18 protein-coding genes and 1 tRNA gene are annotated in these 23,716 nt (G+C 73.1%); 15 read left to right on the top strand and 4 right to left on the bottom strand.

Features of this window, described 5'->3' with window-relative positions; genetic code table 11:
• Positions 1-40: 40 nt before the first annotated feature.
• Both CK505_RS06940 and CK505_RS06935 read left to right on the top strand, forming a co-directional pair.
• Positions 41-1,402 (top strand): hemolysin family protein, encoded by a 1,362-nt coding sequence (locus CK505_RS06940; RefSeq protein WP_017833671.1) that lies wholly within the window; start codon positions 41-43, stop codon positions 1,400-1,402.
• A complete protein-coding gene (locus tag CK505_RS06935; protein ID WP_035927290.1) occupies positions 1,399-2,481 on the top strand; it encodes a hemolysin family protein in 1,083 nt (360 codons plus the stop codon). The genes CK505_RS06940 and CK505_RS06935 overlap by 4 nt, the downstream gene beginning before the upstream one ends.
• Positions 2,482-2,554: 73 nt before the next feature.
• Here the strand turns inward: CK505_RS06935 and CK505_RS06930 are convergent, their stop codons facing one another.
• Both CK505_RS06930 and CK505_RS06925 read right to left on the bottom strand, forming a co-directional pair.
• Positions 2,555-3,511, bottom strand: coding sequence for a diacylglycerol kinase family protein (locus CK505_RS06930; protein WP_095650607.1), 957 nt, complete (start codon positions 3,509-3,511; stop codon positions 2,555-2,557).
• A complete protein-coding gene (locus tag CK505_RS06925) occupies positions 3,504-3,935 on the bottom strand; it encodes a Fur family transcriptional regulator (RefSeq protein WP_017834399.1) in 432 nt (143 codons plus the stop codon). The genes CK505_RS06930 and CK505_RS06925 overlap by 8 nt, the downstream gene beginning before the upstream one ends.
• 103 nt (positions 3,936-4,038) lie before the next feature.
• On the opposite strand from CK505_RS06925, the gene CK505_RS06920 reads away from it, so the two are divergent.
• Both CK505_RS06920 and CK505_RS06915 read left to right on the top strand, forming a co-directional pair.
• On the top strand, positions 4,039-4,701 hold the full coding sequence (locus CK505_RS06920; protein ID WP_017834400.1) for an MBL fold metallo-hydrolase: 663 nt from the start codon (positions 4,039-4,041) through the stop codon (positions 4,699-4,701).
• A gap of 57 nt (positions 4,702-4,758) precedes the next feature.
• The gene (locus CK505_RS06915) at positions 4,759-5,187 is read left to right on the top strand and encodes an HIT family protein (protein WP_017834401.1); all 429 of its coding nucleotides are present in this window, start codon (positions 4,759-4,761) and stop codon (positions 5,185-5,187) included.
• 12 nt (positions 5,188-5,199) lie between these two features.
• Here the strand turns inward: CK505_RS06915 and hrpA are convergent, their stop codons facing one another.
• Positions 5,200-9,237 carry an ATP-dependent RNA helicase HrpA gene (gene hrpA / locus CK505_RS06910; protein WP_095650606.1) on the bottom strand — a complete coding sequence of 1,346 codons (4,038 nt, stop codon included), beginning with the start codon at positions 9,235-9,237 and terminating at the stop codon, positions 5,200-5,202.
• 174 nt (positions 9,238-9,411) lie between these two features.
• Here hrpA and CK505_RS06905 point away from each other — a divergent pair, with 174 nt between their 5' ends.
• From CK505_RS06905 to CK505_RS06885, 5 genes are all read left to right on the top strand, one after another.
• A complete protein-coding gene (locus CK505_RS06905; RefSeq protein ID WP_017834403.1) occupies positions 9,412-10,416 on the top strand; it encodes an ABC transporter substrate-binding protein in 1,005 nt (334 codons plus the stop codon).
• A gap of 151 nt (positions 10,417-10,567) precedes the next feature.
• Entirely contained in the window at positions 10,568-11,506 is a 939-nt protein-coding gene (locus CK505_RS06900; protein ID WP_031283500.1) for an ABC transporter permease, read from the top strand.
• A gap of 3 nt (positions 11,507-11,509) precedes the next feature.
• Positions 11,510-12,337 (top strand): ABC transporter ATP-binding protein, encoded by an 828-nt coding sequence (locus tag CK505_RS06895; RefSeq protein WP_017834405.1) that lies wholly within the window; start codon positions 11,510-11,512, stop codon positions 12,335-12,337.
• A 141-nt stretch (positions 12,338-12,478) separates the two neighbouring features.
• Positions 12,479-12,850, top strand: coding sequence for a hypothetical protein (locus CK505_RS06890; RefSeq protein WP_095650605.1), 372 nt, complete (start codon positions 12,479-12,481; stop codon positions 12,848-12,850).
• 58 nt (positions 12,851-12,908) lie between these two features.
• Positions 12,909-14,285, top strand: coding sequence for an APC family permease (locus CK505_RS06885; RefSeq protein ID WP_017834407.1), 1,377 nt, complete (start codon positions 12,909-12,911; stop codon positions 14,283-14,285).
• A gap of 61 nt (positions 14,286-14,346) precedes the next feature.
• Here the strand turns inward: CK505_RS06885 and CK505_RS06880 are convergent.
• A tRNA-Arg gene (locus CK505_RS06880) sits at positions 14,347-14,422 on the bottom strand.
• Positions 14,423-14,527: 105 nt separating this feature from the next.
• Here CK505_RS06880 and argS point away from each other — a divergent pair.
• The 6 genes from argS (at position 14,528) to rho (ending at position 23,701) form a co-directional block, all read left to right on the top strand.
• Positions 14,528-16,198 carry an arginine--tRNA ligase gene (gene argS, locus CK505_RS06875; protein WP_031283503.1) on the top strand — a complete coding sequence of 557 codons (1,671 nt, stop codon included), beginning with the start codon at positions 14,528-14,530 and terminating at the stop codon, positions 16,196-16,198.
• 4 nt (positions 16,199-16,202) lie between these two features.
• Positions 16,203-17,651: a diaminopimelate decarboxylase gene (gene lysA / locus CK505_RS06870; protein WP_095650604.1), complete on the top strand. Its 1,449-nt coding sequence runs from the start codon at positions 16,203-16,205 to the stop codon at positions 17,649-17,651.
• Positions 17,652-18,974 carry a homoserine dehydrogenase gene (locus CK505_RS06865; protein ID WP_017834410.1) on the top strand — a complete coding sequence of 441 codons (1,323 nt, stop codon included), beginning with the start codon at positions 17,652-17,654 and terminating at the stop codon, positions 18,972-18,974.
• A gap of 109 nt (positions 18,975-19,083) precedes the next feature.
• Positions 19,084-20,193, top strand: a complete 1,110-nt coding sequence (gene thrC / locus CK505_RS06860) for a threonine synthase (protein ID WP_017834411.1) — start codon at positions 19,084-19,086, stop codon at positions 20,191-20,193.
• Positions 20,194-20,199: 6 nt separating this feature from the next.
• Positions 20,200-21,150: a homoserine kinase gene (gene thrB / locus CK505_RS06855; RefSeq protein ID WP_035927273.1), complete on the top strand. Its 951-nt coding sequence runs from the start codon at positions 20,200-20,202 to the stop codon at positions 21,148-21,150.
• 325 nt (positions 21,151-21,475) lie between these two features.
• Complete coding sequence (gene rho, locus CK505_RS06850; protein ID WP_095650603.1) at positions 21,476-23,701, top strand: transcription termination factor Rho; 2,226 nt, start codon at positions 21,476-21,478, stop codon at positions 23,699-23,701.
• Positions 23,702-23,716 lie beyond the last annotated feature (15 nt).

The following is a 23,716-nucleotide window of genomic DNA, read 5'->3' as shown; positions in this document are numbered from 1 at the left end:
CCGTCCCCGCCCGGCGGGCCGCCGCGGGAGGCCGCTCCTGATGGAATGGCTGCTCCTGGCGGCGGGTCTGCTCCTCATCCTCGGCACGGGCTTCTTCGTGGCCGTGGAGTTCTCCCTCGTGGCCCTCGACCAGACCACGGTGCGCCGGGCGATCGCAGAGGGCGACCGCGCGGCGGAACCGCTGCTGAAGTGCCTCAAGTCCCTGTCCACGCAGCTCTCCAGCTGCCAGCTGGGGATCACACTGACCACACTTCTCACCGGCTACACCCTGGACCTGGCGCTCCAGTCCTTCCTGCGGGAACCGATCGCCGAGCTCACCGGTCTGTCCGTGGCGGCCGCCGGGGGAGCGACCCTGGCGCTGTCGATGCTCATCTCCACGCTGCTGTCCATGCTGCTGGGCGAGCTCGTGCCCAAGAACTGGGCCATCGCGGAGGCGTTCCGGGTGGGGCGGCTGGTCGCCCGTCCCCAGCTCGTGTTCACCGCGGTGTTCAAGCCGTTCGTCGTCACCCTCAACGGCGTGGCCAACCGGGTCCTGCACCTGTTCGGGATGGAGGCCAAGGAGGAGCTCTCGGGCGCGCGCTCGCCGGAGGAGCTGTCCTCGATGGTCCGCCGCTCCGCGAAGATGGGCACCCTGGACGCCGGCACCGCCGCGTTCGTCGCGAAGACCCTCACCTTCGCCGAGCGCACGGCCGCGGACGTCATGACGCCCCGGATCCGCGTGCAGATGCTCGACTCCCACGAGTCCGTCGCGGACGTCGTGGCCGTCGCCTCCCGCACCGGGCACTCCCGGTTCCCCGTGATGGACGACTCCCCGGACGACGTCCGCGGGGTGGTCCACGTCAAGAAGGCCGTGGCCGTGCCGTCGGAGCGCCGCGCCGCCCTCGAGTGCGGGGCGATCATGGAGGACGTCCTGCGCGTGCCCGAGACCGTCCACCTCGACTCCCTGCTCGTGCAGCTGCGCTCCGGCGGGCTCCAGATGGCCGTCGTCGTCGACGAGTGGGGCGGCACCGCCGGCGTCGTGACCCTCGAGGACCTCGTGGAGGAGGTGGTCGGGGAGGTCTCCGACGAGCACGACCGGCTCAGCCTCGGCGCCCTGCAGTCCGCGGCGGGCGAGTGGTACTTCCCCGGGCTGATGCGCCCCGACGAGGTCTCCGAGCAGATCACCGAGCTCGACATCGAGGACGGTCCCGCCTACGAGACCATGGGCGGGTTCATGATGGACCGGCTCGGGCAGGTCCCGAAGCCCGGGGACGTGGTCCCCGTCCAGGGCGGCGTGCTCGAGGTCGCCCGGATGGAGGGGCGCCGCGTGGACCGCATCCGGTTCGTCCCCGCACCGGCCGAGCCCGAGGACGCCCCCGCAGGGGCCCGCGAGAGCGGCGCCCGAGAGGAGGACGCACGATGAGCGACTGGGCAGGCCTCGCGTGGCTCGTGGTGCTCCTGGCAGGCAACGCCTTCTTCGTGGGCGGCGAGTTCGCCGTCATGTCCGCGCGGCGCAGCCAGATCGAGCCGCTGGCCGAGGAGGGCAACAAGCGGGCCCGGACCGCGCTGTACGCGATGGAGCACGTGTCCCTCATGCTGGCCTGCTGCCAGCTGGGCATCACCGTGTGCTCGCTGCTGATCCTCAACATCTCCGAGCCGGCGCTGCACCACATCGTCTCCGGCCCGCTGGTCCACCTGGGCGTGCCGGCCGAGGTCGCCGACGTCAGCGGGTTCCTCACGGCCCTGCTCGTGGTCACCTTCCTGCACGTGGTGTTCGGCGAGATGGTGCCGAAGAACATGTCGGTGTCCGCCGCGGACCGCGCCGTGCTGCTGCTGGCGCCCCCGCTCGTGCTCGTCTCCCGCATGGTCAAGCCGGTGATCGCCACGCTGAACTGGACGGCGAACCACGTCCTGAAGCTCATGGGCATCGAGCCGAAGGACGAGGTGTCCTCGACCTTCACCCTGGACGAGCTCCAGTCCATCGTGGCGGAGTCCACGAAGGAGGGCACGGTGGCGGACCAGACGGGCCTGCTCTCCGGCGCGCTCGAGTTCTCGTCCAAGCGCACCGCCGACGTGATGGTGCCGCTGCACCAGCTCGTCACGCTGCCCGAGGACGCCTCCGCGGCGGACGTCGAGAAGGCGGTGGCCCGCACGGGCTTCTCCCGCTTCGCCCTCACGGAGGACGACGGCGAGCTCAACGGCTACCTGCACATCAAGGACGTGCTCTCGATCCCGGAGAGCCGCTACAACGAGCCGGTGCCGGTGACCCGGGTGCGCTCGCTGGCGAACCTGCGTCCCGGCATCGAGATCGACGACGCGCTGGCGGCGATGCAGCGCACGGGCTCGCACCTGGCGCGCGTGGTCGACGCCGGCGGGCAGACCCTGGGCGTGCTGTTCCTCGAGGACGTCATCGAGGAGCTGGTGGGCGAGATCCGGGACACCACCCAGGACCGGCGGCAGCGCCGCGGGGACCGGGTGGACACCTCGGAGCCGCCGCGCTGAACGGCCGGCGCCCGCCGCGGGGACTCCCGCGGCGGGCGGCGCCGGGCGCCCGGCGCCGCGACCGGGCCCCGGCTCAGGCCAGGACGCGGACCGCCGCGGGGAGCACGTCCACGCGCACGGGCAGCGGGCCGAGGCGCTCCCCGTCCGCGTAGACGGTGACGTCCGGGGCGTCCACGGCCACGGCGCGGACCCGTTCGATCCGCACGCTCTCCAGCGCCACGTGGCGGCCCGAGAACAGCCGGGGGAACAGGAGCAGGAACCGGGCCCGGCCCAGGGGCGCCACGGTGAACAGCTCCAGCAGCCCGTCGTCCGCCCGGGCGTCGGGCACGATCCGCAGGCCGCCCCCGATCGACGACGTGTTGGCGACGTTCAGCAGGACCCCGTCCCGGCGCTCCGTGCGGCGCTGGCCGCCGGCGTCCTCGATCTCGAGCCGGTAGTGGACGGTGCGCAGCCGCGCGATCTCCACCAGGACGGCCAGCAGGTAGCGGGAGGAGCCGGCCGGGCGCAGCCACCGGTTGGCCCGCTCGTTGACCACGGCGTCGAAGCCCGCGCACAGGGCGGTCGCGAAGCAGGACGTGCGGCCGTCCGCGAAGCGCACCCGGCCCACGTCGAGGCGGCGGTCCCGGGGGTCGTCGAGCCGGCGCAAGATCCGCCCGGCCGCGGCCACCGGGTCCCGGAGCGGCACGCGCAGGTGGCGGGCCAGGTCGTTGCCGGTCCCGCACGGCACCACGCCCAGCGGGACGTCGACGCCCTGCGCGGCGAGCTCCACGAGCACACCGAGGCCGGCCTGCACCATCCCGTCCCCGCCCACGACCACGAGCGCCCGGGTGGTGAGGGCGTGCGCCCGCAGCCGGTCGCGCACCAGCCCCACCAGGGTGCCGAGGCCCGCGGCGGAGAGCACCACGGCCTCGTCACCGCCGGTCCGCAGGAGCTCCGCGGCCCGGTGGGCGTCCTCGAGGGCCCGGCCGCGGCCGGCGCACGGGTTGACCGCCAGGACGAAGACGCCGCGGGACGGGCCCGGCTCAGCCATCGGCCCGCCGCGCCGCGCAGGCGGCGCACAGGCCGGTGATCTCGACCGTGTGGTCCACCTCGGTGAAGCCGTGGGCGGCGGCGGTGCGCCCGGCCCACTCCTCGACCGCGGGGGCCTCGAGCTCCACGGCGGCGCCGCAGCGGCGGCACACCAGGTGATGGTGGTGGTGCTCGGCGGCGCAGCGGCGGTAGATCGCCTCGCCGTCGTCGCTGCGCAGGACGTCCAGCTCGCCGAGCTCGGACATCGACTGCAGGATCCGGTAGGTCGTGGCCAGGGAGACGGAGTCGCCGCGCTCCCGCAGCAGGGCGTGCAGGTCCTGCGTGGAGATGAAGTCCTCCAAGGACGCGAGCGCCCGCGCGACGGCGCGGCGCTGCCGGGTGTTGCGGACCTCCCCGGCGCTCCCCCCGCTGGTTCTCACGCTCACGCCTCGTCCTCTCGTCGCTGGTGCCCGGGCCGGGCACCAGCTTAACAAGGACCGCGCGGAACGTGCCCCGCCGGCCGGTGGGACCCGGGGTTAGGGTGGGCCCATGGAGCTCATCAAGTACACCCACTCGTGCGTGCGGCTCGAGAACGAGGGCAGGGTCCTGGTGATCGACCCGGGCAAGTTCTCCGGACGGGAGGAGCTGGCGGAGGCCCTCGACGGGGCCGACGTCCTGCTCGTCACGCACGAGCACCCGGACCACCTCGACCCCGAGCCGGTGCACGCGCACCTCCGGGCGCACCCGGAGGTGCAGGTGTACGCCCCGGCCCCGGTGGCCGCGGGGCTCCGGGAGGCCCTGGGGGAGGGCCACGCGATCCACGACGCCGAGCCCGAGACCGTGCTGGAGCTCGAGGGCTTCACCGTGCGGACGTTCGGCGGCCAGCACGCGCTGATCCACACGCTCATCCGCACCGTGGACAACATCGGCTACCTGGTCGAGGACACGGTCTACCACCCCGGCGACTCGCTGGTGGTCCCGCACGGGCTCTCCGCCCCCGTGCTGCTGGCGCCGATCCACGCGCCGTGGAACAAGCTGGCGGAGGTCGTCGACTTCGTGGTGTCCGTGCGCCCCGAGCGGGTCTTCCAGATCCACGACGGCCTGCTCTCCGACAACGGCCTCGGCGTGATCGAGGGCCAGCTCACCTCGTTCGCCGCCAAGTACGGGGCCGAGTACCGCCACCTCGCCGTCGGCGAGCGCGTCGCCCTGTAGCCGCGGGACCGCCCGGCCCGCCGACCGCACCCGACCCACCACCGAAAGGGAGCACCTGTGAGCACCGTCTTCACGAAGATCATCGAGGGGGAGATCCCCGGCCGTTTCGTCTGGCAGGACGAGCGCTGCGTCGGCTTCCTGTCGATCGACCCGCTCGCGCAGGGCCACACGCTCGTGGTCCCGCGCGAGGAGCACGACCACTGGGTCGACCTGCCGGAGGACCTGGCGGCGCACCTGATGGTGGTCTCCCAGCGCATCGGGCGGGCCATCGACGCCGTCTGGCGGCCGGCGCGGGTAGGCCAGATGATCCAGGGCTTCGAGGTCCCGCACACCCACGTGCACGTGTGGCCGGCGGAGACGGTCGAGCAGTTCCAGTTCGTCAACGTGCTCCGCGACCCGGACCCCGCCTGGATGGACGAGGCCGCGGAGCGGATCCGGGCCGCCCTCGTCGAGGCCGGGCACGGGTCCGCCGTGCCGCAGGCCTGACCGGCCGCCGGGTCAGGCCCGGGCGGCCCCGAGGGCGTCCTTGAGGGCCTTGCGGATCCGCTTCTCCGAGACGGTGTGGGCGGTGCCCAGCTCCTGGGCGAACAGCGAAACCCGCAGCTCCTCGATCATCCAGGCCACCCGGCGCAGCTCGTCCGGGACCGGGGCGTGCGTCGGCAGGGCGTCCAGCGCGGCGTCGTAGTCGTCCTCGAGCTTCTGCACGGCGAGCATCCCGACCGTGTCCCGCTGCAGGTGGCCGGAGAGCTTCTCGAGCCGCACCTCCATCGCCCGCACGTAGCGGGGCAGGTGCTGGAGCTGGTCGTAGCCGGTGGCGGCGACGAAGCCCGGGTGCACGAGGTGCTCGAGCTGGGCCTTGACGTCGTTGAGCGAGTTCACCGCGGCGAGCGAGGACGACCGCTTGAGCTGCTTGCGGATCCGGGCGGCCCCGGAGAGCACCTGCTCCACGAGCGCGGTGACCTGGAAGACGGTGTCGATGAGCTCGGCCCGCACGTGCTCGTGCAGCGCGTCGAACTCCGCCCGGGTGAAGGGGGGCTCGGGCGGCGTGAGCTTGTCGATGGCCGCGACCGTGCAGTCCGCGATGAGCTCGGTCACCGACCCGTGCGGGTTCTGCGTGAAGACCAGCTTCTCCCGGTTGTTGAGGTGCTCCAGCACGTACCGCTCGGGGGAGGGGATGCGCAGCTGCAGCAGCGTGATCACCCCGCGGCGCTGGGCGGCCCGCTGCTCGGCGGCGGAGGACAGGATGCGCACGGCCACCGTGGCCTCCCGGCCGGCGGGCCGGCTCCCCGCGGCCCGGGGACGCTCGGGGACGAGCGCCGGCCACCCGGTGATCCGCTGGCCCGCCACCGTCGTCTCCACGCTGCGCGGCAGGTCCTCCTCGGGCCACGCCGTCAGCCCCGAGCGCTCGAGCGCCGGCGGGGCCGGCGCCGCGTCCGGGGGCCGGGGCGCGGGGGAGCGCGGGCCGTTCCGGGCGGGGCCGCCGGCCGGGGCGCCGGGGGCCGCGCCGGGCACCGCGCCCAGGGACTCGGCCAGGGCGGCACGGATCTCGTCGTGCAGCTCCGCCCGGAGCGCCTCGAGGTCCTCGCCCTCGCCCAGCACCCGGTTGCGGCGGTCCCGCACCTCGAAGCGCATCCGAAGGTGGGCCGGGACGGCCTCCCAGTTCCAGGAGCCCGGCGGGACCACGTGGCCCTTGAGCCGGCGCAGGACCAGCTCCAGGGACGGCTCGAGGGCGTCGACGGCGGGGTCGAAGTCGGCGTCGAGCATCGCCACCGCCTGGCGGGCGACGTCGGGGGCGGGCACGAAGTTGCGGCGCACGGCCTTCGGCAGGGACTTGATGAGCGCGGTGACGAGCTCGGTGCGGAACCCGGGGATCTGCCACCGGAACTGCTCGGGGTCCAGCTGGTTGAGGAACAGCACGGGCACGCGCACGGTCACGCCGTCCGCCTGGTCGGAGCCCGGGGCGAACTCGTAGGCGAGGTCCAGCACCAGCTCCCCGTCCCGGGTGCGCCGGACCCACTGGCGCGGGTAGAGCGACTCGTCGTAGCCGCCGGCCTCCTCGGCGATCAGGTCCTCGGGGTCCAGGTCCAGGAGGTGCTCGTCCTGCTGGCGGGCCTTCTTCCACCACGCGTCGAAGTGCCGTGCCGAGACCACGGACTCGGGGATCCGGGCGTCGTAGAACGCGAACAGGGCCTCGTCGTCGATCCGCAGGTCCTTGCGGCGCAGCCGGTTCTCGAGCTCCTCGACCTCGGCCAGGCGCTTGCGGTTGCGCGCCCAGAACCGGTGCCGGGTCTGCCAGTCGCCCTCCACGAGGGCGTGGCGGAGGAACAGCTCCCGCGCCAGGGCGGGGTCCACCCGCCAGAAGTTGATCCGGCGCTGGGCCACGACGGGCACGCCGTAGAGGGTGACCTTCTCGTAGGCCGTCACGGATCCCTGCGCGCGGGACCAGTGGGGCTCCGAGACGCTGCGCTTGACCAGGTGCGGGGCCAGCTCCTCGGCCCACAGCGGGTCGATCGCGGCGTTGACGCGGGCCCACAGCCGGGAGGTCTCCACGAGCTCGGCGGACATGACCCAGTCGGGGGACTTCTTGAACAGGTTGGAGCCCGGGAAGACGGCGAACCGCGAGCCGCGGGCGCCCTGGTACTCCCGCTTGCGCTCGTCCTTGAGCCCGATGTGGCTGAGCAGCCCCGCCAGCAGCGAGACGTGGATCTCCCGCTCCTTCCCGGAGGGGTCCACCTCGCGGCCCTTGCCGACCCGGATGCCGACCTGCTGGCCCATCTGGCGCAGCTGGGCGTAGAGGTCCTGCCACTCCCGGATGCGCAGGAAGTTCAGGTGCTCCCGCCGGCACAGCTTCCGGAACTGCGTCGAGGAGAGCTCCTCCTGCTGCTCCTGCACGTAGCGCCACAGCAGCAGCCAGCTCGTGAAGTCGGAGTTCTCGTCGAAGAACCGCTTGTGCAGCTCGTCCGCCTGCTGCCGCTTCTCCAGGGGGCGCTCGCGGGGGTCCTGGACGGTCAGCGCCGCCGCGAGGACCATGACCTCCCGGGCACAGCCCCGCCGGTCCGCCTCCACGATCATCCGGCCCAGCCGCGGGTCCACCGGCAGCTGCGCCAGCTGGCGGCCCACCGGGGTGAGGGGCCCGCCGCGGGCGTCGTCGTCCCGCCCGCCCCGCGGGGACGCGCCCCGCGGCTCCTTGAGAGCGCCCAGCTCCCGGAGCAGGGCCACGCCGTCCTTGACGGCCCGGGACTCCGGCGGCTCCACGAAGGGGAAGCGCTCGATGTCCCCGGGCTCCTTGACGACCCCCACCGAGGTCATCTGCAGGATCACGGCCGCCAGGGACGTGCGCAGGATCTCGGGATCGGTGAACTCCGGGCGGGAGAGGTAGTCCTCCTCCGAGTACAGCCGGATGCAGATGCCGTCCGAGACGCGCCCGCAGCGTCCCGCCCGCTGGTTCGCCGAGGCCTGGGAGATCCGCTCGATCGGGAGGCGCTGCACCTTGGTCCGCGCCGAGTAGCGCGAGATGCGGGCCGTGCCCGGGTCGATCACGTACTTGATGCCGGGGACGGTCAGCGACGTCTCGGCCACGTTGGTGGCCAGCACGATCCGGCGGCGGCCCGACGGCGCGAACACCCGGTGCTGCTCCGCCATGGACAGCCGGCCGAACAGGGGCAGGATCTCGGCGTCGGCCAGGCCCCGGACCCGTTTCAGGGTGCCCTGCAGCGCCTCCTGGGCGTCGCGGATCTCCCGCTCGCCGGCGAAGAAGATCAGGATGTCCCCGGGCGGCTCCGCGGAGAGCTCCTCGACGGCGTCGCACACGGCGTCGATCGGGTCCCGGTCCTCGTCCTCCAGCCCGTCGCCGGCGTCCTCGGCGTCCTGGCCGCCGTCCCCGGAGCGCGGCTGGGCCAGCGGGCGCCAGCGGATCTCCACCGGGTACGTGCGGCCCGAGACCTCGATGACGGGGGCCCGTCCCGGCTCGCCGCCCTCGGTCTCCTCCGGCGCGAAGTGCCGGGCGAAGCGCTCGGGGTCGATCGTGGCCGAGGTGATGATCACCTTGAGGTCGGGGCGCCGGGGCAGGATCCGCCGGAGGTAGCCCAGCAGGAAGTCGATGTTGAGGGAGCGCTCGTGGGCCTCGTCGATGATGATCGCCGAGTACTTCTGCAGCAGGCGGTCGTGCTGGATCTCGGCGAGCAGGATGCCGTCCGTCATCAGCTTGACCCGTGAGTCCGCGCCCACCTCGGAGGTGAAGCGCACCTGGTAGCCGACCGTGCCGCCGATCTTCTCGCCGAGCTCCGAGGAGATCCGCTCCGCGACCGAACGCGCGGCGATCCGCCGCGGCTGGGTGTGGCCGATCAGGCCGCGCTCGCCCAGGCCGAGCTCGAGGCACATCTTGGGGATCTGGGTCGTCTTGCCGGACCCGGTCTCGCCGGCGATCACGACCACCTGGTGCGCGGCGATCGCGCCCATGATGTCCTCGCGGCGCGCGGAGACCGGGAGGTTCTCGGGGTAGACGATGGTTCGGGGGCTGCTCAGGGATGCTGACATGACCTCCCGATCCTACCGGGGACGCGGGCCGCGGAGGGCCCGGTCCCGGTGGACGATCGGGCACCGCCGACACGCCGTCGGAGCCGTTATGTCACCACTTGTGAGCTGCCTCTCATTTTGTGACCGAACGGAAGGTAATATCGCTGACACCACTCGTTCCAGAAAGGACCCACCATGAAGCGACTGTTCCCGATGACGGCGGCCCTCGCCTCCACCGCCCTGCTGCTCACGGCCTGCGGCGGCTCCGACACCGAGCCCGCCGGCGGCGGGGGCGGCGGCGAGGCCGCCGAGGAGGCCACCGTCGGGATCAGCCAGTTCGTGGAGCACCCCTCGCTCGACTCCGCCCGGGAGGGCTTCCTCGCCGCGCTCGAGGAGGGCGGCTACACGGAGGGGGAGAACCTCACCGTCGACCTCCAGAACGCCTCCGGGGACCAGGGCACCTCCACCAGCATCGCCTCCAACATGGCGTCCTCGGACGCGGACCTCGTCCTGGCGATCGCGACGCCGTCCGCCCAGGGCCTGGCCCAGTCGGTCACCGACCGCCCGGTGCTGTTCACGGCCGTCACCGACCCGGTCGAGGCCGGGCTGGTCGACTCCCTCGAGAGCCCCGGCGGCAACGTCACCGGGACCACCGACATGAACCCGGTCGCCGAGCAGATCGCGCTGATCAAGCAGCTCGACCCGGCGGCGGAGTCCGTGGGCATCATCTACAGCTCGGGCGAGACCAACTCCCAGGTCCAGGTGGACCTCGCGAAGGAGGCCGCCGCGGAGGAGGGGCTGGAGGTCGTCGAGAAGTCGGTGACCAACACCTCCGAGGTGGCCCAGGCCGCCGAGTCCCTGGACACCGACGCCATCTACGTGCCCACCGACAACAAGGTGGTCTCCGGCCTCGAGGCCGTGATCTCCGCCGCCGAGTCCAAGAAGATCCCCCTCATCGCCGGCGAGGGCGACTCCGTGGAGCGCGGCGCCCTCATCACCCAGGGCCTGGACTACGAGCAGCTCGGCCGCCAGACCGGCGAGATGGCCGTGCGCATCCTCAAGGAGGGCGGGGACCCCGCCTCCATGCCCGTCGAGTCCCAGGAGGACACGCAGCTGATCATCAACCTGCAGGCCGCCGAGCGGATGGGCGTGGAGGTCCCCCAGGAGCTCCAGGACTCCGCCGACCAGGTCATCGAGTAGTCCCGGGCGGCCGGGACGGCGCCGGCGTCCGGAGACCCCGGACGCCGGCCCGCCCGGCCCCCGCCCCCGCGGCACCCCTCCGACGGAGGACGCGCCCGCCCGATCGGCGGACGGCCCCCGTCTCCCACCAACCAGAACGGATCCAGCAGAAGTGATAGCCGGTATCGAACTCGGACTGCTCTACGCGGTCATGGCGCTGGGCGTCTACCTCACGTTCCGGGTGCTCGACTTCCCCGACCTGACGGTCGACCAGTCCTTCACCACGGGCGCCGCCACCACGGCGATGATCATCCTCGGCGGCGGCAGCCCCTGGCTCGCCACCGCCGCCGGTTTCCTGACCGGTGCGCTCGCCGGGCTCATCACGGGCCTGCTCCACACCAAGGCCCACATCAACGGGCTGCTCGCGGGCATCCTCACCATGACCGCGCTCTACTCCATCAACCTGCGCGTCATGGACGGGCGCGCGAACCTGTCGCTGCTGCGCGAGGACACGGTCTTCACCCCGCTCGCCGAGATGGGCGTGCAGGGGACGTGGATCGGCATCGCCCTGTTCCTGCTCGGGGTGGCCGTGGTCAAGGTCCTCCTCGACTGGTTCCTCTACACGGACGCCGGCCTCGCCATGCAGGCCACCGGCGACAACCCGGAGATGATCCGCTCCTTCGGCGTGAACACGGACCACCAGAAGATGCTGGGCCTGTGCCTGTCCAACGGGCTCGTGGGCCTCGCCGGGTCCCTCGTGGCCCAGTACCAGGGCTTCGCCGACATCGGCATGGGCATCGGCCTCATCGTCGTCGGCCTCGCCTCCGTGATCCTCGGCCAGGGGCTCTTCGGCTCGCGCACGGTGGTGATGGCGACCCTCGCCGTCGTCCTCGGCTCGGTCGTCTACCGTCTGGTCATCACCGTGGCCCTGCAGGCGGGTCTCAACCCGTCCGACATGAAGCTGATCTCCGCGGTCCTCGTGGTGGCCGCGCTCGTGGTGCCCCAGCTGCAGTTCTTCCGGCGCCGCAGGGAGCGGCACCTGGCGAGCGAGGCGGCGCGGCTCGTCGACGACCTCACCGACACCCCCGCGACCACGAAGGCAGGTGCCTGAGCCGTGCTCACCATCGACAACGTCCACAAGACGTTCTTCGCCGGGACCGTCAACGAGCGGCGCGCCCTCGCCGGCGTCTCGCTGACCCTGGCGGAGGGCGACTTCCTCACCGTCATCGGCTCCAACGGCGCCGGCAAGTCGACGATCCTCAACGCCATCTCGGGGAGCCTGATCCCGGACACCGGCACGGTGCGGGTCGACGACACCGACGTCACCCGGCTGCCCGAGCACAAGCGCGCCCGGTACCTGTCCCGCGTGTTCCAGGACCCCATGAAGGGCTCCTCGCCCACCATGACGGTCGAGCAGAACATGGCGATCGCGTACCAGCGGGGCAAGTCCCGCGGGCTCGCCCCGGGGCTCACCAGCGCCCGCCGCCAGCTCTTCCGCGACAAGCTGGCCAGCCTCGAGCTGGGCCTGGAGAACCGGCTGGGCGCCAAGGTGGGCCTGCTCTCCGGCGGCCAGCGGCAGGCGCTGTCCCTGCTCATGGCGACGTTCTCCGAGCCGCGCATCCTGCTCCTCGACGAGCACACGGCGGCCCTCGACCCGCAGCGCGCGGACCTCGTGTCCCGGCTCACCGCGGACATCGTGGCCGAGCAGCACCTCACCACGGTGATGGTCACGCACAACATGGACCAGGCCCTGCGCCTGGGCAACCGGCTCATCATGATGCACGAGGGCCGGATCCTCTTCGAGCTCGACGCCGCGCAGAAGCAGTCGATGACGGTGCCCGGACTGCTCGAGCAGTTCCGCCGGCTGCAGCCCGGGGCGGGGCAGGAGGCGTTCGACGACGCTACGCTGTTCGAGAGCGTCAAGACCGAGGACGGTTCCTGACCGGACGGCACCGGCCGCCGGTCCACGACCGGCGCGGACGAGGACGGGGCGGGCCGGGCACGGCCCGCCCCGTCGCGCGTCGCCGGGCGGTCCGCCCGGCAGAGCCCAGCAGCACGTCCAGAAGGCCAGGAGAGCAGCCCCGTGAGCCAGACCCCCGACCCGCACCACGCCCGCCGACGCACCGGAGGGTGGCTGCTGGCCGTGGGCGTGGTGGCCCTGTTCCTCTCCACGTTCACCGTGCCCGAGGCCATCCACCACCTGGCGCGCGTCTCGGCGGAGGACGGGACGGGCCTGAGCGGGCGCGCGGTGGTGGTCGTCGTGGTGGGCGCCGTGACCCTGCTCGGCGGAGGGGCCCTGGCGATCGCCGGGTTCAACTGGCGCCGCTCGGCGGGGGAGGGTCCCAGCCAGGAGGACCGGCTGCTCGACGAACAGTTCGGCGACGGGCCCGTGCGCCCCTACGACCCGGACGAGTTCCGCGGCCCGGGGCGCCGGGACCCCGGCGCCCGCGACTGACGGGCCCACGACCGGGGCCCCGGCCTCCTGCGCCGGGCGGTCGGCCTAGACTCGTCCCATGCTCAATCAGCCTGCTGACGGTCCGGGCCTCAAGAAGCACATCACCGGGCCCCTCCTGTTCCTGTTCATCCTCGGAGACGTCCTCGGCGCCGGGGTCTACGCCCTCGTGGGCATCATCGCGGGAGAGGTGGGCGGCGTCACCTGGGCGCCGATGCTCGTGGCGCTGCTGCTGGCCCTGCTGACGGCCGCGTCCTACGCCGAGCTCGTCACCAAGTACCCGCGGGCGGGCGGGGCGGCGGTCTTCGCCCACCGCGCCTTCCGCGTCCCGATCGTGCCCTACCTCGTGGGCTTCTGCATGCTCACCGCCGGCGTGGTCAGCGCGTCCGCGCTGGCCCTGGCCTTCAGCGGGGACTATCTCGCGGTCTTCGTGGACGTGCCCCCGGCTGCCGGGGCCATCGTGTTCCTCGTTGCCATCGCCCTGCTCAACGCGCGCGGGATCAAGGAGTCGCTGCGCGCCAACGTCGTCATGACGGCGCTCGAGGTCTCGGGGCTGGTCCTGGTCGTCGTGGCCGTCGCCGTGATGCTCGGCGGCGGGGGCGGCGACGTCGGGCGCGCGGTGCGCTTCGGCGAGGACGTCGACCCGCTGCTGGGCGTGCTGGGCGCCGCACTGCTCGCGTACTACTCCTTCGTGGGCTTCGAGACCTCGGCCAACATGGCCGAGGAGGTCCGCGACGTGTCGCGGGTCTACCCCCGGGCCCTGTTCGGGTCCCTCCTGGTGGCCGGGGCGATGTACGTGCTGGTCGGCACGGCGGCGTCGGTGGCCCTGCCGGCCGACCGGCTGGAGTCCTCGAGCGCCCCGCTGCTGGACGTGGTGACGGCCACCGGGGTCCCGGTGCCCGGCTGGCTGTTCAGCCTCCTCGCCCTGGTCGCGGTGGCCAACGGGGCCCTGCTGACCATGATCATGGCCAGCCGCCTCACCTACGGCATGGCCGTGCAGGGACTCTTCCCCGCCGTGCTGGGCCGGGTCCTGCCGGGCCGCGGCACCCCGTGGGTGGCCATCGTCGTCACGACCCTCGCCGCGCTGGCGCTGACCCTCACCGGTGGGGTGGCCGTGCTGGCGGAGACGGTGGTGCTGCTGCTGCTCATCGTCTTCATCAGCACGAACGTCGCCGTCCTCGTGCTGCGCCGGGAGGCGGTCGAGCACCGGCACTTCCGTGCCTGGACGCCCCTGCCGGTGCTCGCCGTCCTGTCCTGCCTCGTGCTGCTGACCCAGCTGGAGGCCGGGGTGTGGGCACGCGGTGGGATCGTCCTCGCCGTGGGCGTGCTGCTCTACGCCGTCGCCCGGGTCCGCGGCGGGCAGCCTGTCCGGTACCGGCGGGCCGAGGAGGCGGGGGACCGGGGCGCCGGCACCGGCCGACCCGCGGAGCGCCGCTGACCGGCCCGGGCCGGGCACGACGAAGGCCCCGGACCGAGTGGTCCGGGGCCTTCGTCCCGAGTGGTGCCCGCGGTAGGATTCGAACCTACGGCCTTCTGCTCCGGAGGCAGACGCTCTATCCCCTGAGCTACGCGGGCCTTTCACCGCCGCAGCGATGAACCTCGACGATACTAGCAGGTTTCGCGGGGTGCTCGTGGACCACCCGGCGCGGGCGCTCCACGGCGCCCGGTTACACTGGTCCGGTGACTCCAGAACAACTTTCTCTCGCCGTATCCGCATGCCTGCAGGACGCCGTGGCCCGGGGCGACCTCGCCCTCGCCGACGGCGCTCCGCTGCCGGAGGTGCGGATCGAGCGACCGAAGAACCGGGAGCACGGGGACTGGGCGACCAACGTCGCCATGCAGCTGGCCAAGAAGGTGGGGCGCGCCCCGCGCGACGTCGCCGCCGTGGTCCGTGACCGCCTCCAGGGCACCGCGGGCGTGGCCGCCGTGGACGTCGCCGGGCCGGGCTTCCTCAACATCACCCTGGACGCCGCCGCCGCCGGGGAGATCGCCCGCACCGTCGTGGAGCAGGGCGAGGCCTTCGGCCGGGCTCGGTCGCTGGCCGGGACGTCCGTCAACCTGGAGTTCGTCTCCGCGAACCCCACCGGCCCCGTCCACCTGGGCGGCACCCGCTGGGCCGCGGTCGGCGACTCCCTCGCCCGCGTGCTCGAGGCGCAGGGCGCGGACGTGGTGCGCGAGTACTACTTCAACGACGCCGGCGCGCAGATCGACCGCTTCGCCCGCTCCCTGCTGGCCCGCGCCCAGGGCGAGCCCGCCCCCGAGGACGGCTACGGCGGGGAGTACATCACCGACATCGCCGCGCGCATCGTCGCCGAGAACCCCGGCGTCCTCGACTCCGGGGACCCCCAGGAGGCGTTCCGCGCCGCGGGCGTCGAGCTGATGTTCGCCGAGATCAAGTCCTCGCTGCACGACTTCGGCGTGGACTTCGACGTGTACTTCCACGAGCAGTCCCTGTTCGACCAGGGCGCCGTGGAGAAGCTCCTCGAGCAGCTCAAGACCTCCGGCGCCCTCTACTTCGCGGACGGCGCCTGGTGGCTGCGCTCGAGCGCCTACGGCGACGACAAGGACCGGGTGGTCATCAAGTCCGACGGCCAGGCCGCCTACATCGCCGGGGACATCGCCTACTTCAAGGACAAGCGGGACCGCGGCGCGGACCTGTGCATCTACATGCTCGGCGCCGACCACCACGGCTACGTGGCCCGGCTCAAGGCCGCCGCCGCCGCCCTGGGCGACGCCCCGGACCGGGTCGAGGTCCTCATCGGCCAGATGGTCAACCTCGTCAAGGACGGGGTGCCCGTGCGGATGTCCAAGCGCGCCGGCAACGTGGTGACCATGGAGGACCTCGTGGAGGCCGTCGGCGTCGACGCCGCCCGGTACTCGCTGACCCGTTTCTCCGTGGACTCCAACATCGACATCGACCTGGGCCTGCTGACCCGGCGCTCCAACGAGAACCCGGTGTTCTACGTCCAGTACGCCCACGCCCGCACGTGCGCGGTGGGGCGCAACGCCGAGGCGGCGGGGGTCGCCCGCACGGACGAGCGGGGGGAGGCCGTGTTCGACGCCTCGCTGCTCGACCACCCGATGGAGGGGGAGCTGCTGGCCGCCCTCGGCCAGTACCCGTCGGTGCTCGCCCAGGCCGCCGAGTTCCGCGAGCCGCACCGCGTGGCGCGCCACCTCGAGGTGCTCGCCGGGACCTACCACCGCTGGTACGACGCGTGCCGCGTGGCGCCGCAGGGCGAGGACGAGGTCACCGACCTGCACCGCACCCGCCTGTGGCTCAACGACGCCGCACGCCAGGTCCTGGCCAACGGCCTGGGCGTGCTCGGCGTGTCCGCGCCGGAGAGGATGTGATCGCATGACCGCCGACCCGACCACCCGCACCGGGGGCTCCCCCCTGGCACCGGCCTGGCTCAGCGTCCCCGAGGACCTCGACGCCCTCGACCCCGTCATCTGGCCCGAGGCGTTCCGCCGCGGCGAGGACGGCGTGCTGGCCGTCTCGGGGATCCCCGTCCCGGAGCTCGCCGAGCGCTACGGCACTCCCTCCTACGTCTACTCCGAGGACACCTTCCGGGCGCGCGCCCGCGAGTTCCGCGCCGCCTTCACCGAGGCGTTCGCGCGGATCGGGGCCGAGGTCTCCGTCTACTACGCCGGCAAGTCCTTCCTGACCACCGAGGTGGTGCGCTGGCTGCGCGAGGAGGGCCTCAACGTGGACACCGCCTCGGGCGGGGAGCTGGCCGTCGCTCTGCGCGGCGGCATGGAGCCCGCCCGGATCGCCCTGCACGGGAACAACAAGTCCGCCGCCGAGATCACCCGCGCCCTCGACCACGGCCTCGGCCGGATCGTCGTGGACTCCCTCGCCGAGATCGAGCTCGTGGCCCACCTGGCGCGCACCCTCGGCGTCGTCGCCCCCGTCCTGATCCGGGTCACCCCCGGCGTGCACGCGTCCACGCACGAGTTCATCGCCACCGCCCACGAGGACCAGAAGTTCGGCCTGTCCCTCGCCCCGTCCGAGGGCGGGGGGGACAGCCCCGCGATGCAGGCCGTCGCCGCGTGCGTCCTGGAGCCCGAGCTCGACCTGCGCGGGATCCACTGCCACATCGGCTCCCAGATCTTCGACGCCGACGGCTTCGGGATGGCCGCGGAGCGGGTGCTCGCCTTCATGGCCGCCGCCGACGAGCGCTTCGGCCTGACCCTCCCGGAGCTCGACCTCGGCGGCGGCTACGGCATCGCCTACACCGAGGCCGACACCCCCCGCCCGGCCCGCGAGATCGCCGAGGCCCTCGCGGACCAGGTGGCCACCACGGCCCGGTCCCTGCGGATGGCGGTCCCGCACCTGTCCATCGAGCCCGGCCGCGCGATCTCCGGGCCGGCCGCGTGCACCCTCTACACCGTGGGCACCCTGAAGACCGTCACCGCGGAGTCCGGCGCGCAGCGCCGGTACGTCTCCGTGGACGGCGGGATGAGCGACAACGCCCGGCCTGTGCTCTACGGGGCCGACTACACGGCCGTGCTCGCGAACCGCCGCGCCGAGGGGGCCCCCGTGCTCTCCCGGGTGGTGGGCAAGCACTGCGAGTCCGGGGACATCGTGGTCCGGGACGTCTACCTGCCCGAGGACCTCGCCCCCGGGGACGTCCTGGCCGTGCCCGCCACCGGCGCCTACTGCTGGGCCCTGTCCAGCAACTACAACTGGATCGCCCGCCCGCCGGTCGTCGCCGTGCGCGCCGCCGGCGACCGGCCGGAGGCCCGGCTCATCGTGCGGGGCGAGACCGAAGAAGACCTGTTCGCCCGCGACCTGGGAGCCTGATTGACCGCCTCGACCCCTGAGACCACCCGCCCGCCCTCGACCGTGAAGGTCGCCCTGCTCGGTGCCGGCAACGTCGGCGCCGAGGTGGCCCGGACCCTGCTCGACCACGGCCCCGAGTTCGCCGCCCGCGTGGGCGCGCCCGTGGAGCTCATCGGCATCGCCGTGCGCGACCTCGCCGCCCGGCGGACGGTCGAGCTGCCCGAGGAACTGCTCACGACCGACGCCGAGGCCCTCGTCGACGCCGCGGACGTGGTCATCGAGCTGACCGGCGGCATCGAGCCGGCCCGCAGCCGCATCCTGCGGGCCCTGCACGCCGGCAAGCCGGTGATCTCGGGCAACAAGGCCCTCATCGCCCGGCACGGCCGCCAGCTCCAGGACGCGGCCGACGCCGCCGGCGTGCCCCTGTCCTACGAGGCCGCCGTGGCCGGGGCGATCCCCATCGTGCGCCCCATGCAGGACTCCCTCGCGGGGGACCGGGTGGACCGCGTGCTGGGCATCATGAACGGCACCACGAACTACATCCTCGACCAGATGGACACCACCGGCGCGCAGTTCCACGACGCGCTCGCCGAGGCGCAGGAGCTCGGCTACGCCGAGGCGGACCCCACCGCCGACGTGGAGGGCCACGACGCCGCGGCGAAGGCCGCGATCCTCGCGTCCCTGGCCTTCCACTCGACCTTCACCATCGACGACGTGTACTGCCGCGGCATCACCGGGGTCACCGCCGCGGACGTCGCCGCCGCCCGCGAGGCCGGCTACGTCATCAAGCTCCTGGCGGTGTGCGAGCGCTGCCCGGGCGGGGTGAACCTGCGGGTCACCCCGACCATGATCCCGCGGGAGCACCCGCTGGCCGGCGTGCACGGCGCCTACAACGCCGTGTTCGTCGAGGCCGCGAACGCCGGGTCCCTCATGTTCTACGGCGCAGGCGCCGGCGGCGCCGCCACCGCCTCGGCCGTGCTGGGCGACTTCGTCTCGGCCGCGCGCCGGCTCGTGCTCGGCGGCCCGGCCCAGGGCGCGGACCCCCACGCCCAGCTCGCCGCCGCGCCGATGGACGACGTCCGCACGAGCTTCTCGATCACCCTGACCGTCCAGGACCGGCTCGGCGTCCTGGCGCGGATCGCCCAGGTCTTCGCCGACCACGGCGTGTCGATCTTCACGATGCAGCAGACGGACCACCCGCACGGCGACCCGCAGCTCTCGGAGATCCGGCTCGTGACCCACCGGGGCGCGAACAAGGACCTCGTGGCCACGGTGGACGCCCTGCGCGAGCTGCCCTTCGTCGAGGAGGTCGCCGGCGTGATCCGTGTGGAGCACGCCGACTGATCCGCCCCGCGGTGCCGCCTGCGGGCGGCACCGCACCCGGAGGGGGTGCCGCCGCACGCCCCCCGCGAGCACCCCCGCACCACCGAGTCCACAGGAAGAGATCCAGCACATGGCACACGTCTGGCAGGGCGTCATCAACGAGTACCGGGACCGGCTGCCGGTCTCCGGCTCCACCGAGGTCATCACGATGGGGGAGGGCGGTACGCCGCTGATCCGGGCGCGCGCCCTCTCGGAGCTCACCGGCAACACCGTCTGGCTGAAGTTCGAGGGCATGAACCCGACCGGCTCGTTCAAGGACCGGGGCATGACCATGGCGATCACGAAGGCCAAGGAGGAGGGCGCCGAGGCCGTCGTGTGCGCCTCGACCGGCAACACCTCCGCCTCCGCCGCGGCCTACGCCAAGCAGGCCGGGCTCACGTGCGCGGTGCTCGTGCCGGAGGGGCGGATCGCCATGGGCAAGCTCTCGCAGGCCGTGGCGCACGGCGCGGACATCATCCAGGTGGACGGCAACTTCGACAACTGCCTCGAGGTGGCCCGCAAGCTCTCCGAGTCCTACCCCGTGTTCCTCGTCAACTCCGTGAACCCGTACCGGATCGAGGGCCAGAAGACCGGGGCGTTCGAGGTGGTCGACACCCTCGGCGACGCCCCGGACCTGCACATCCTGCCGGTCGGCAACGCCGGCAACATCACCGCGTACTGGAAGGGCTACCAGGAGTACGCCCGGCCCTACGCCTCCGCCACGGCGGGGGAGCTGCCGGCCGTCTCGACGAAGCTGCCCGTGATGTGGGGCTTCCAGGCCGAGGGCGCGGCCCCGCTGGTCCTCGGCCACCCCGTCACGGAGCCCGAGACCATCGCGACCGCCATCCGGATCGGCAACCCCGCCTCCTGGGACTCGGCGATCGCCGCCCGCGACGAGTCCGGCGGGCTCATCGGCTCCGTCTCGGACGACGAGATCCTGACCGCCCACCGGTGGCTCTCGGCCAAGGAGGGCGTGTTCGTCGAGCCGGGCTCCGCCGCGGGCGTGGCCGGCCTGCTCCAGAAGCACGCCGCGGGGGAGGCCCCCACCGGGCAGACGGTGGTCATCACCGTGACCGGCCACGGTCTCAAGGACCCGCAGTGGGCGATCAAGGCCGCCGAGCGGGAGGACCCCTCGCTGGCCGAGCCCACGCGCGTGCCCTTCGACGTGGTCGCCGTCGCCGCCGCGCTGGGCCTGGAGTAGTCCCGGATGTTCGAGATCGGCCAGCGGGTGGCGGTGAGCGTCCCCGGTTCCACCGGCAACGTGGGCCCGGGCTACGACAGCCTGGGCCTGGCCCTGGGCCACTACGACGACCTCGCCGTCACCGTGACCGGCGGCGGCCTGGAGTTCGAGCTGCACGGGGAGGGCTCCGCGTCCGTGCCCCGGTCCGCGGAGCACCTGGTGGTCCGCGCCATGCGGGCCGCCTTCCGGGCCGCGGGCGTCGAGGAGCTGCCGGGGCTGCGGCTCGAGGCGACCAACCGGATCCCGCACGGCCGCGGGATGGGCTCGAGCGCCTCGGCCGTGGTGGCCGGCGTGCTCGCGGCGAACGCGCTGCTGCCCGCGGAGCGCGCCCTCGACGACCGGCGACTGCTCCAGGTCGCCGCCGCGATGGAGGGCCATCCGGACAACGTGGCCCCCTCCCTCTTCGGGGGGCTCGTGATCTCGTGGACCGACGCGGACGGCTACCGCAGCGCCCCCGTGACCGTCCACGAGGACGTCGTGCCGGTGGTGGCGATCCCCGACTTCGAGGTCCCCACCCGCCTCGCCCGCACCCTGCTGCCCGCGACCGTCCCGCACCACGACGCCGCGGTCAACGCCGGGCGGACGGCCCTGCTCGTCGAAGCCCTCACGCGGCGACCCGAGCTGCTGCTGCCCGCCACCGAGGACCGGCTGCACCAGCCGTACCGGGCCTCGGCCATGCCCCCCAGCGCCCGGCTGATGGCCGCGCTGCGGGCCCGCGGGCTGCCGGCCATGATCTCCGGGGCCGGGCCGACCGTCCTGGTCCTCGCCGCGGACCGGGACCAGGCGCAGGAGACGGAGCAGGCCCTCGCGGAGCTCGTCGCCCCCGGGGCCGATTCCGTCTCCTGGCGTGTCCTCCGTCTGCGCGTCGACGGTCAGGGTGCTAAGCTGGAGAGGCACCCGCAGCAGATCCAGGGGTAGGAGACCGCGCCCGGCGCGGCGAGGACAGCGGGCATCATGAGGGGCAGCGCCCCGGTCGGATGCCCCGGGGTCCTCGGCTCCACCGCCTCAGATCCTCCGGTGATCCCCCGCCGGCACCGGCTTCTTCGATGCCGTCGGCGCCCCGGCCCGCACCGACACGGACCGGAGCGCACCATGATCTCCGGGTGACACCTTGTTCGCCCAGGCTGCCGCGCCCTGAAGTGCGCCCCGCCGCAGGCGGCCCGCGATCGCGGCCCGCCGAGAACCATCCACGGTCCTGGACTCTGAGATCCATGGGCCCCCCACCGAGGGAGAAGGACACTTCGTGACCGAGACCACCGACCTTTCCACGGGTACGGAAGAGACCACCACCAGCGACCCCCGGAACGCGGGACTGTCCGCGCTCAAGCTGGCCCAGCTGCAGGCGCTCGCCTCCCAGCTCGGGATCACCGGCGCCCGCCGGATGCGCAAGAGCCTGCTGGTCGACGCGATCGCCGCCCACCAGCGCGGCGGCGCCGTCGCCGACCGGGACCAGGCCGTCGAGCAGAAGATCGCGCAGACGGTCGAGAAGACCGCCGACGGCGGCGCCGACCAGGGCGCCGCCCCGGCCGCCGCCACGACCGGCGAGGACTCCTCCGCCGCGCAGGGCGCCGACGGCGGCCAGCCGCAGCGGCGCTCGCGCTCCCGCCGCGCCACGAGCACCGGTGTGGTGTCCGTCCCCGCGCAGCAGGGCTCCGAGCAGCAGGACGCCGCCCAGCAGACCGCGGCGCAGGGCGCCACCGAGCAGCAGCCGGCCGACCAGCCCGCTCCCGCCGAGGACTCCTCCGGCGCCGAGAGCGAGGGCGGCCGCAACCGCAACCGCAGCCGCCGCAACCGCAACCGCGACGACAACGGCCAGGGCAACGGGGGCCAGGACTCCGGGCAGGAGACCGACGAGGCGCGCTCCTCCGCCGAGGGCCGTGACGACGACCAGTCGAAGCAGGACCGGAGCCGCAACCAGAACCGCGGCCAGGACAACCGGGGCCAGGACAACCGCCAGGACAAGGGTGGCCAGGACCGGGGCGACGGCCGCGGCCGGCGCGACGGCCGGTCCGAGGGCGGGAAGTCCCAGGACGGCAAGGGCCAGGACAACCGCCAGGACAAGGGCGGCCAGGACAACCGCCAGGACAACCGCCAGGACAAGGGCGGCCAGGACAAGGGCGGTCAGGACAACCGGGGTCAGGACAACCGCCAGGACGACGGCGGCAGCCGCCGCAGCCGCCGCAACCGCAACCGCAACGACCGCGACCGGGACCGCAGCGACCGCAACGACCGCGCCGAGCGCAACGAGCGGCGCAACCGCCGCGGGCGCAGCACCGGCCCCGAGGTCGACGACACGGAGTTCACCGAGGACGACGTCCTGCTGCCCGTCGCCGGCATCCTGGACGTGCTCGACAACTACGCGTTCGTGCGCACCTCCGGCTACCTCCCCGGCCCGAACGACGTCTACGTCAGCCTCGCCCAGGTCAAGAAGCACAACCTGCGCAAGGGCGACGCCGTGGTCGGCGCCATCCGCGCCCCCCGCGACGGCGAGCAGCAGAACGCCACGCGGCAGAAGTTCAACGCGCTGGTCCAGCTCACCACGGTCAACGGCAAGAAGACCGAGGAGAACAAGGACCGCGTGGACTTCGGGAAGCTGATCCCGCTGTACCCGCAGGAGCGCCTGCGCCTCGAGACGGAGCCCAAGAAGATCGGGCCCCGCGTCGTCGACCTCGTCGCCCCCATCGGCAAGGGCCAGCGCGGGCTGATCGTCTCCCCGCCGAAGGCCGGCAAGACGCTGATGCTGCAGGCGATCGCCAACGCGATCACCACGAACAACCCCGAGGTCCACCTCATGATGGTGCTCGTCGACGAGCGCCCCGAGGAGGTCACGGACATGCAGCGCACGGTCAAGGGCGAGGTCATCGCCTCGACCTTCGACCGCCCGGCGGACGACCACACCACGGTCGCCGAGCTCGCGATCGAGCGCGCCAAGCGGCTCGTGGAGATGGGCATGGACGTGGTGGTCCTCCTGGACTCCATGACCCGCCTGGGCCGTGCCTACAACCTCTCGGCCCCCGCCTCCGGCCGCATCCTCTCCGGCGGCGTGGACTCCGCGGCGCTGTACCCGCCGAAGAAGTTCTTCGGGGCGGCCCGCAACATCGAGAACGGCGGCTCGCTCACGATCCTCGCGACCGCCCTCGTGGAGACCGGGTCCAAGATGGACGAGGTCATCTTCGAGGAGTTCAAGGGCACCGGCAACATGGAGCTGCGCCTGTCCCGCTCGCTCGCGGACAAGCGGATCTACCCGGCCGTGGACGTCAACTCCTCGGGCACCCGCCGCGAGGAGAACCTCCTCTCCCCGGACGAGATCAAGATCATGTGGAAGCTGCGCCGCGTCCTCTCCGGGCTCGACCAGCAGCAGGCCCTCGAGCTGCTCACGAACAAGCTGCGGGACACCCAGTCCAACACCGAGTTCCTGCTCCAGGTGCAGAAGACCACGCTGTCGGCCCGCGCCGAGAGCGACCGCTAGCACGCCCCCGCCGCC

It is taken from the genome of Kocuria sp. WN036 (genome assembly GCF_002287015.1).
Classification (GTDB): domain Bacteria; phylum Actinomycetota; class Actinomycetes; order Actinomycetales; family Micrococcaceae; genus Kocuria; species Kocuria rosea.
This window is presented reverse-complemented; position numbering and strand designations above follow the sequence as displayed.

Bases quoted from the DNA above. Each gene is read 5' to 3' on its own strand.
- CK505_RS06940 (WP_017833671.1), top strand. From the start codon at position 41: ATGGAATGGCTGCTCCTGGCGGCGGGTCTGCTCCTCATCCTCGGCACG.
- CK505_RS06935 (WP_035927290.1), top strand. From the start codon at position 1,399: ATGAGCGACTGGGCAGGCCTCGCGTGGCTCGTGGTGCTCCTGGCAGGC.
- CK505_RS06930 (WP_095650607.1), bottom strand. From the start codon at position 3,511: ATGGCTGAGCCGGGCCCGTCCCGCGGCGTCTTCGTCCTGGCGGTCAAC.
- CK505_RS06920 (WP_017834400.1), top strand. From the start codon at position 4,039: ATGGAGCTCATCAAGTACACCCACTCGTGCGTGCGGCTCGAGAACGAG.
- hrpA (WP_095650606.1), bottom strand. From the start codon at position 9,237: ATGTCAGCATCCCTGAGCAGCCCCCGAACCATCGTCTACCCCGAGAAC.
- CK505_RS06905 (WP_017834403.1), top strand. From the start codon at position 9,412: ATGAAGCGACTGTTCCCGATGACGGCGGCCCTCGCCTCCACCGCCCTG.
- CK505_RS06885 (WP_017834407.1), top strand. From the start codon at position 12,909: ATGCTCAATCAGCCTGCTGACGGTCCGGGCCTCAAGAAGCACATCACC.
- lysA (WP_095650604.1), top strand. From the start codon at position 16,203: ATGACCGCCGACCCGACCACCCGCACCGGGGGCTCCCCCCTGGCACCG.
- thrC (WP_017834411.1), top strand. From the start codon at position 19,084: ATGGCACACGTCTGGCAGGGCGTCATCAACGAGTACCGGGACCGGCTG.
- thrB (WP_035927273.1), top strand. From the start codon at position 20,200: ATGTTCGAGATCGGCCAGCGGGTGGCGGTGAGCGTCCCCGGTTCCACC.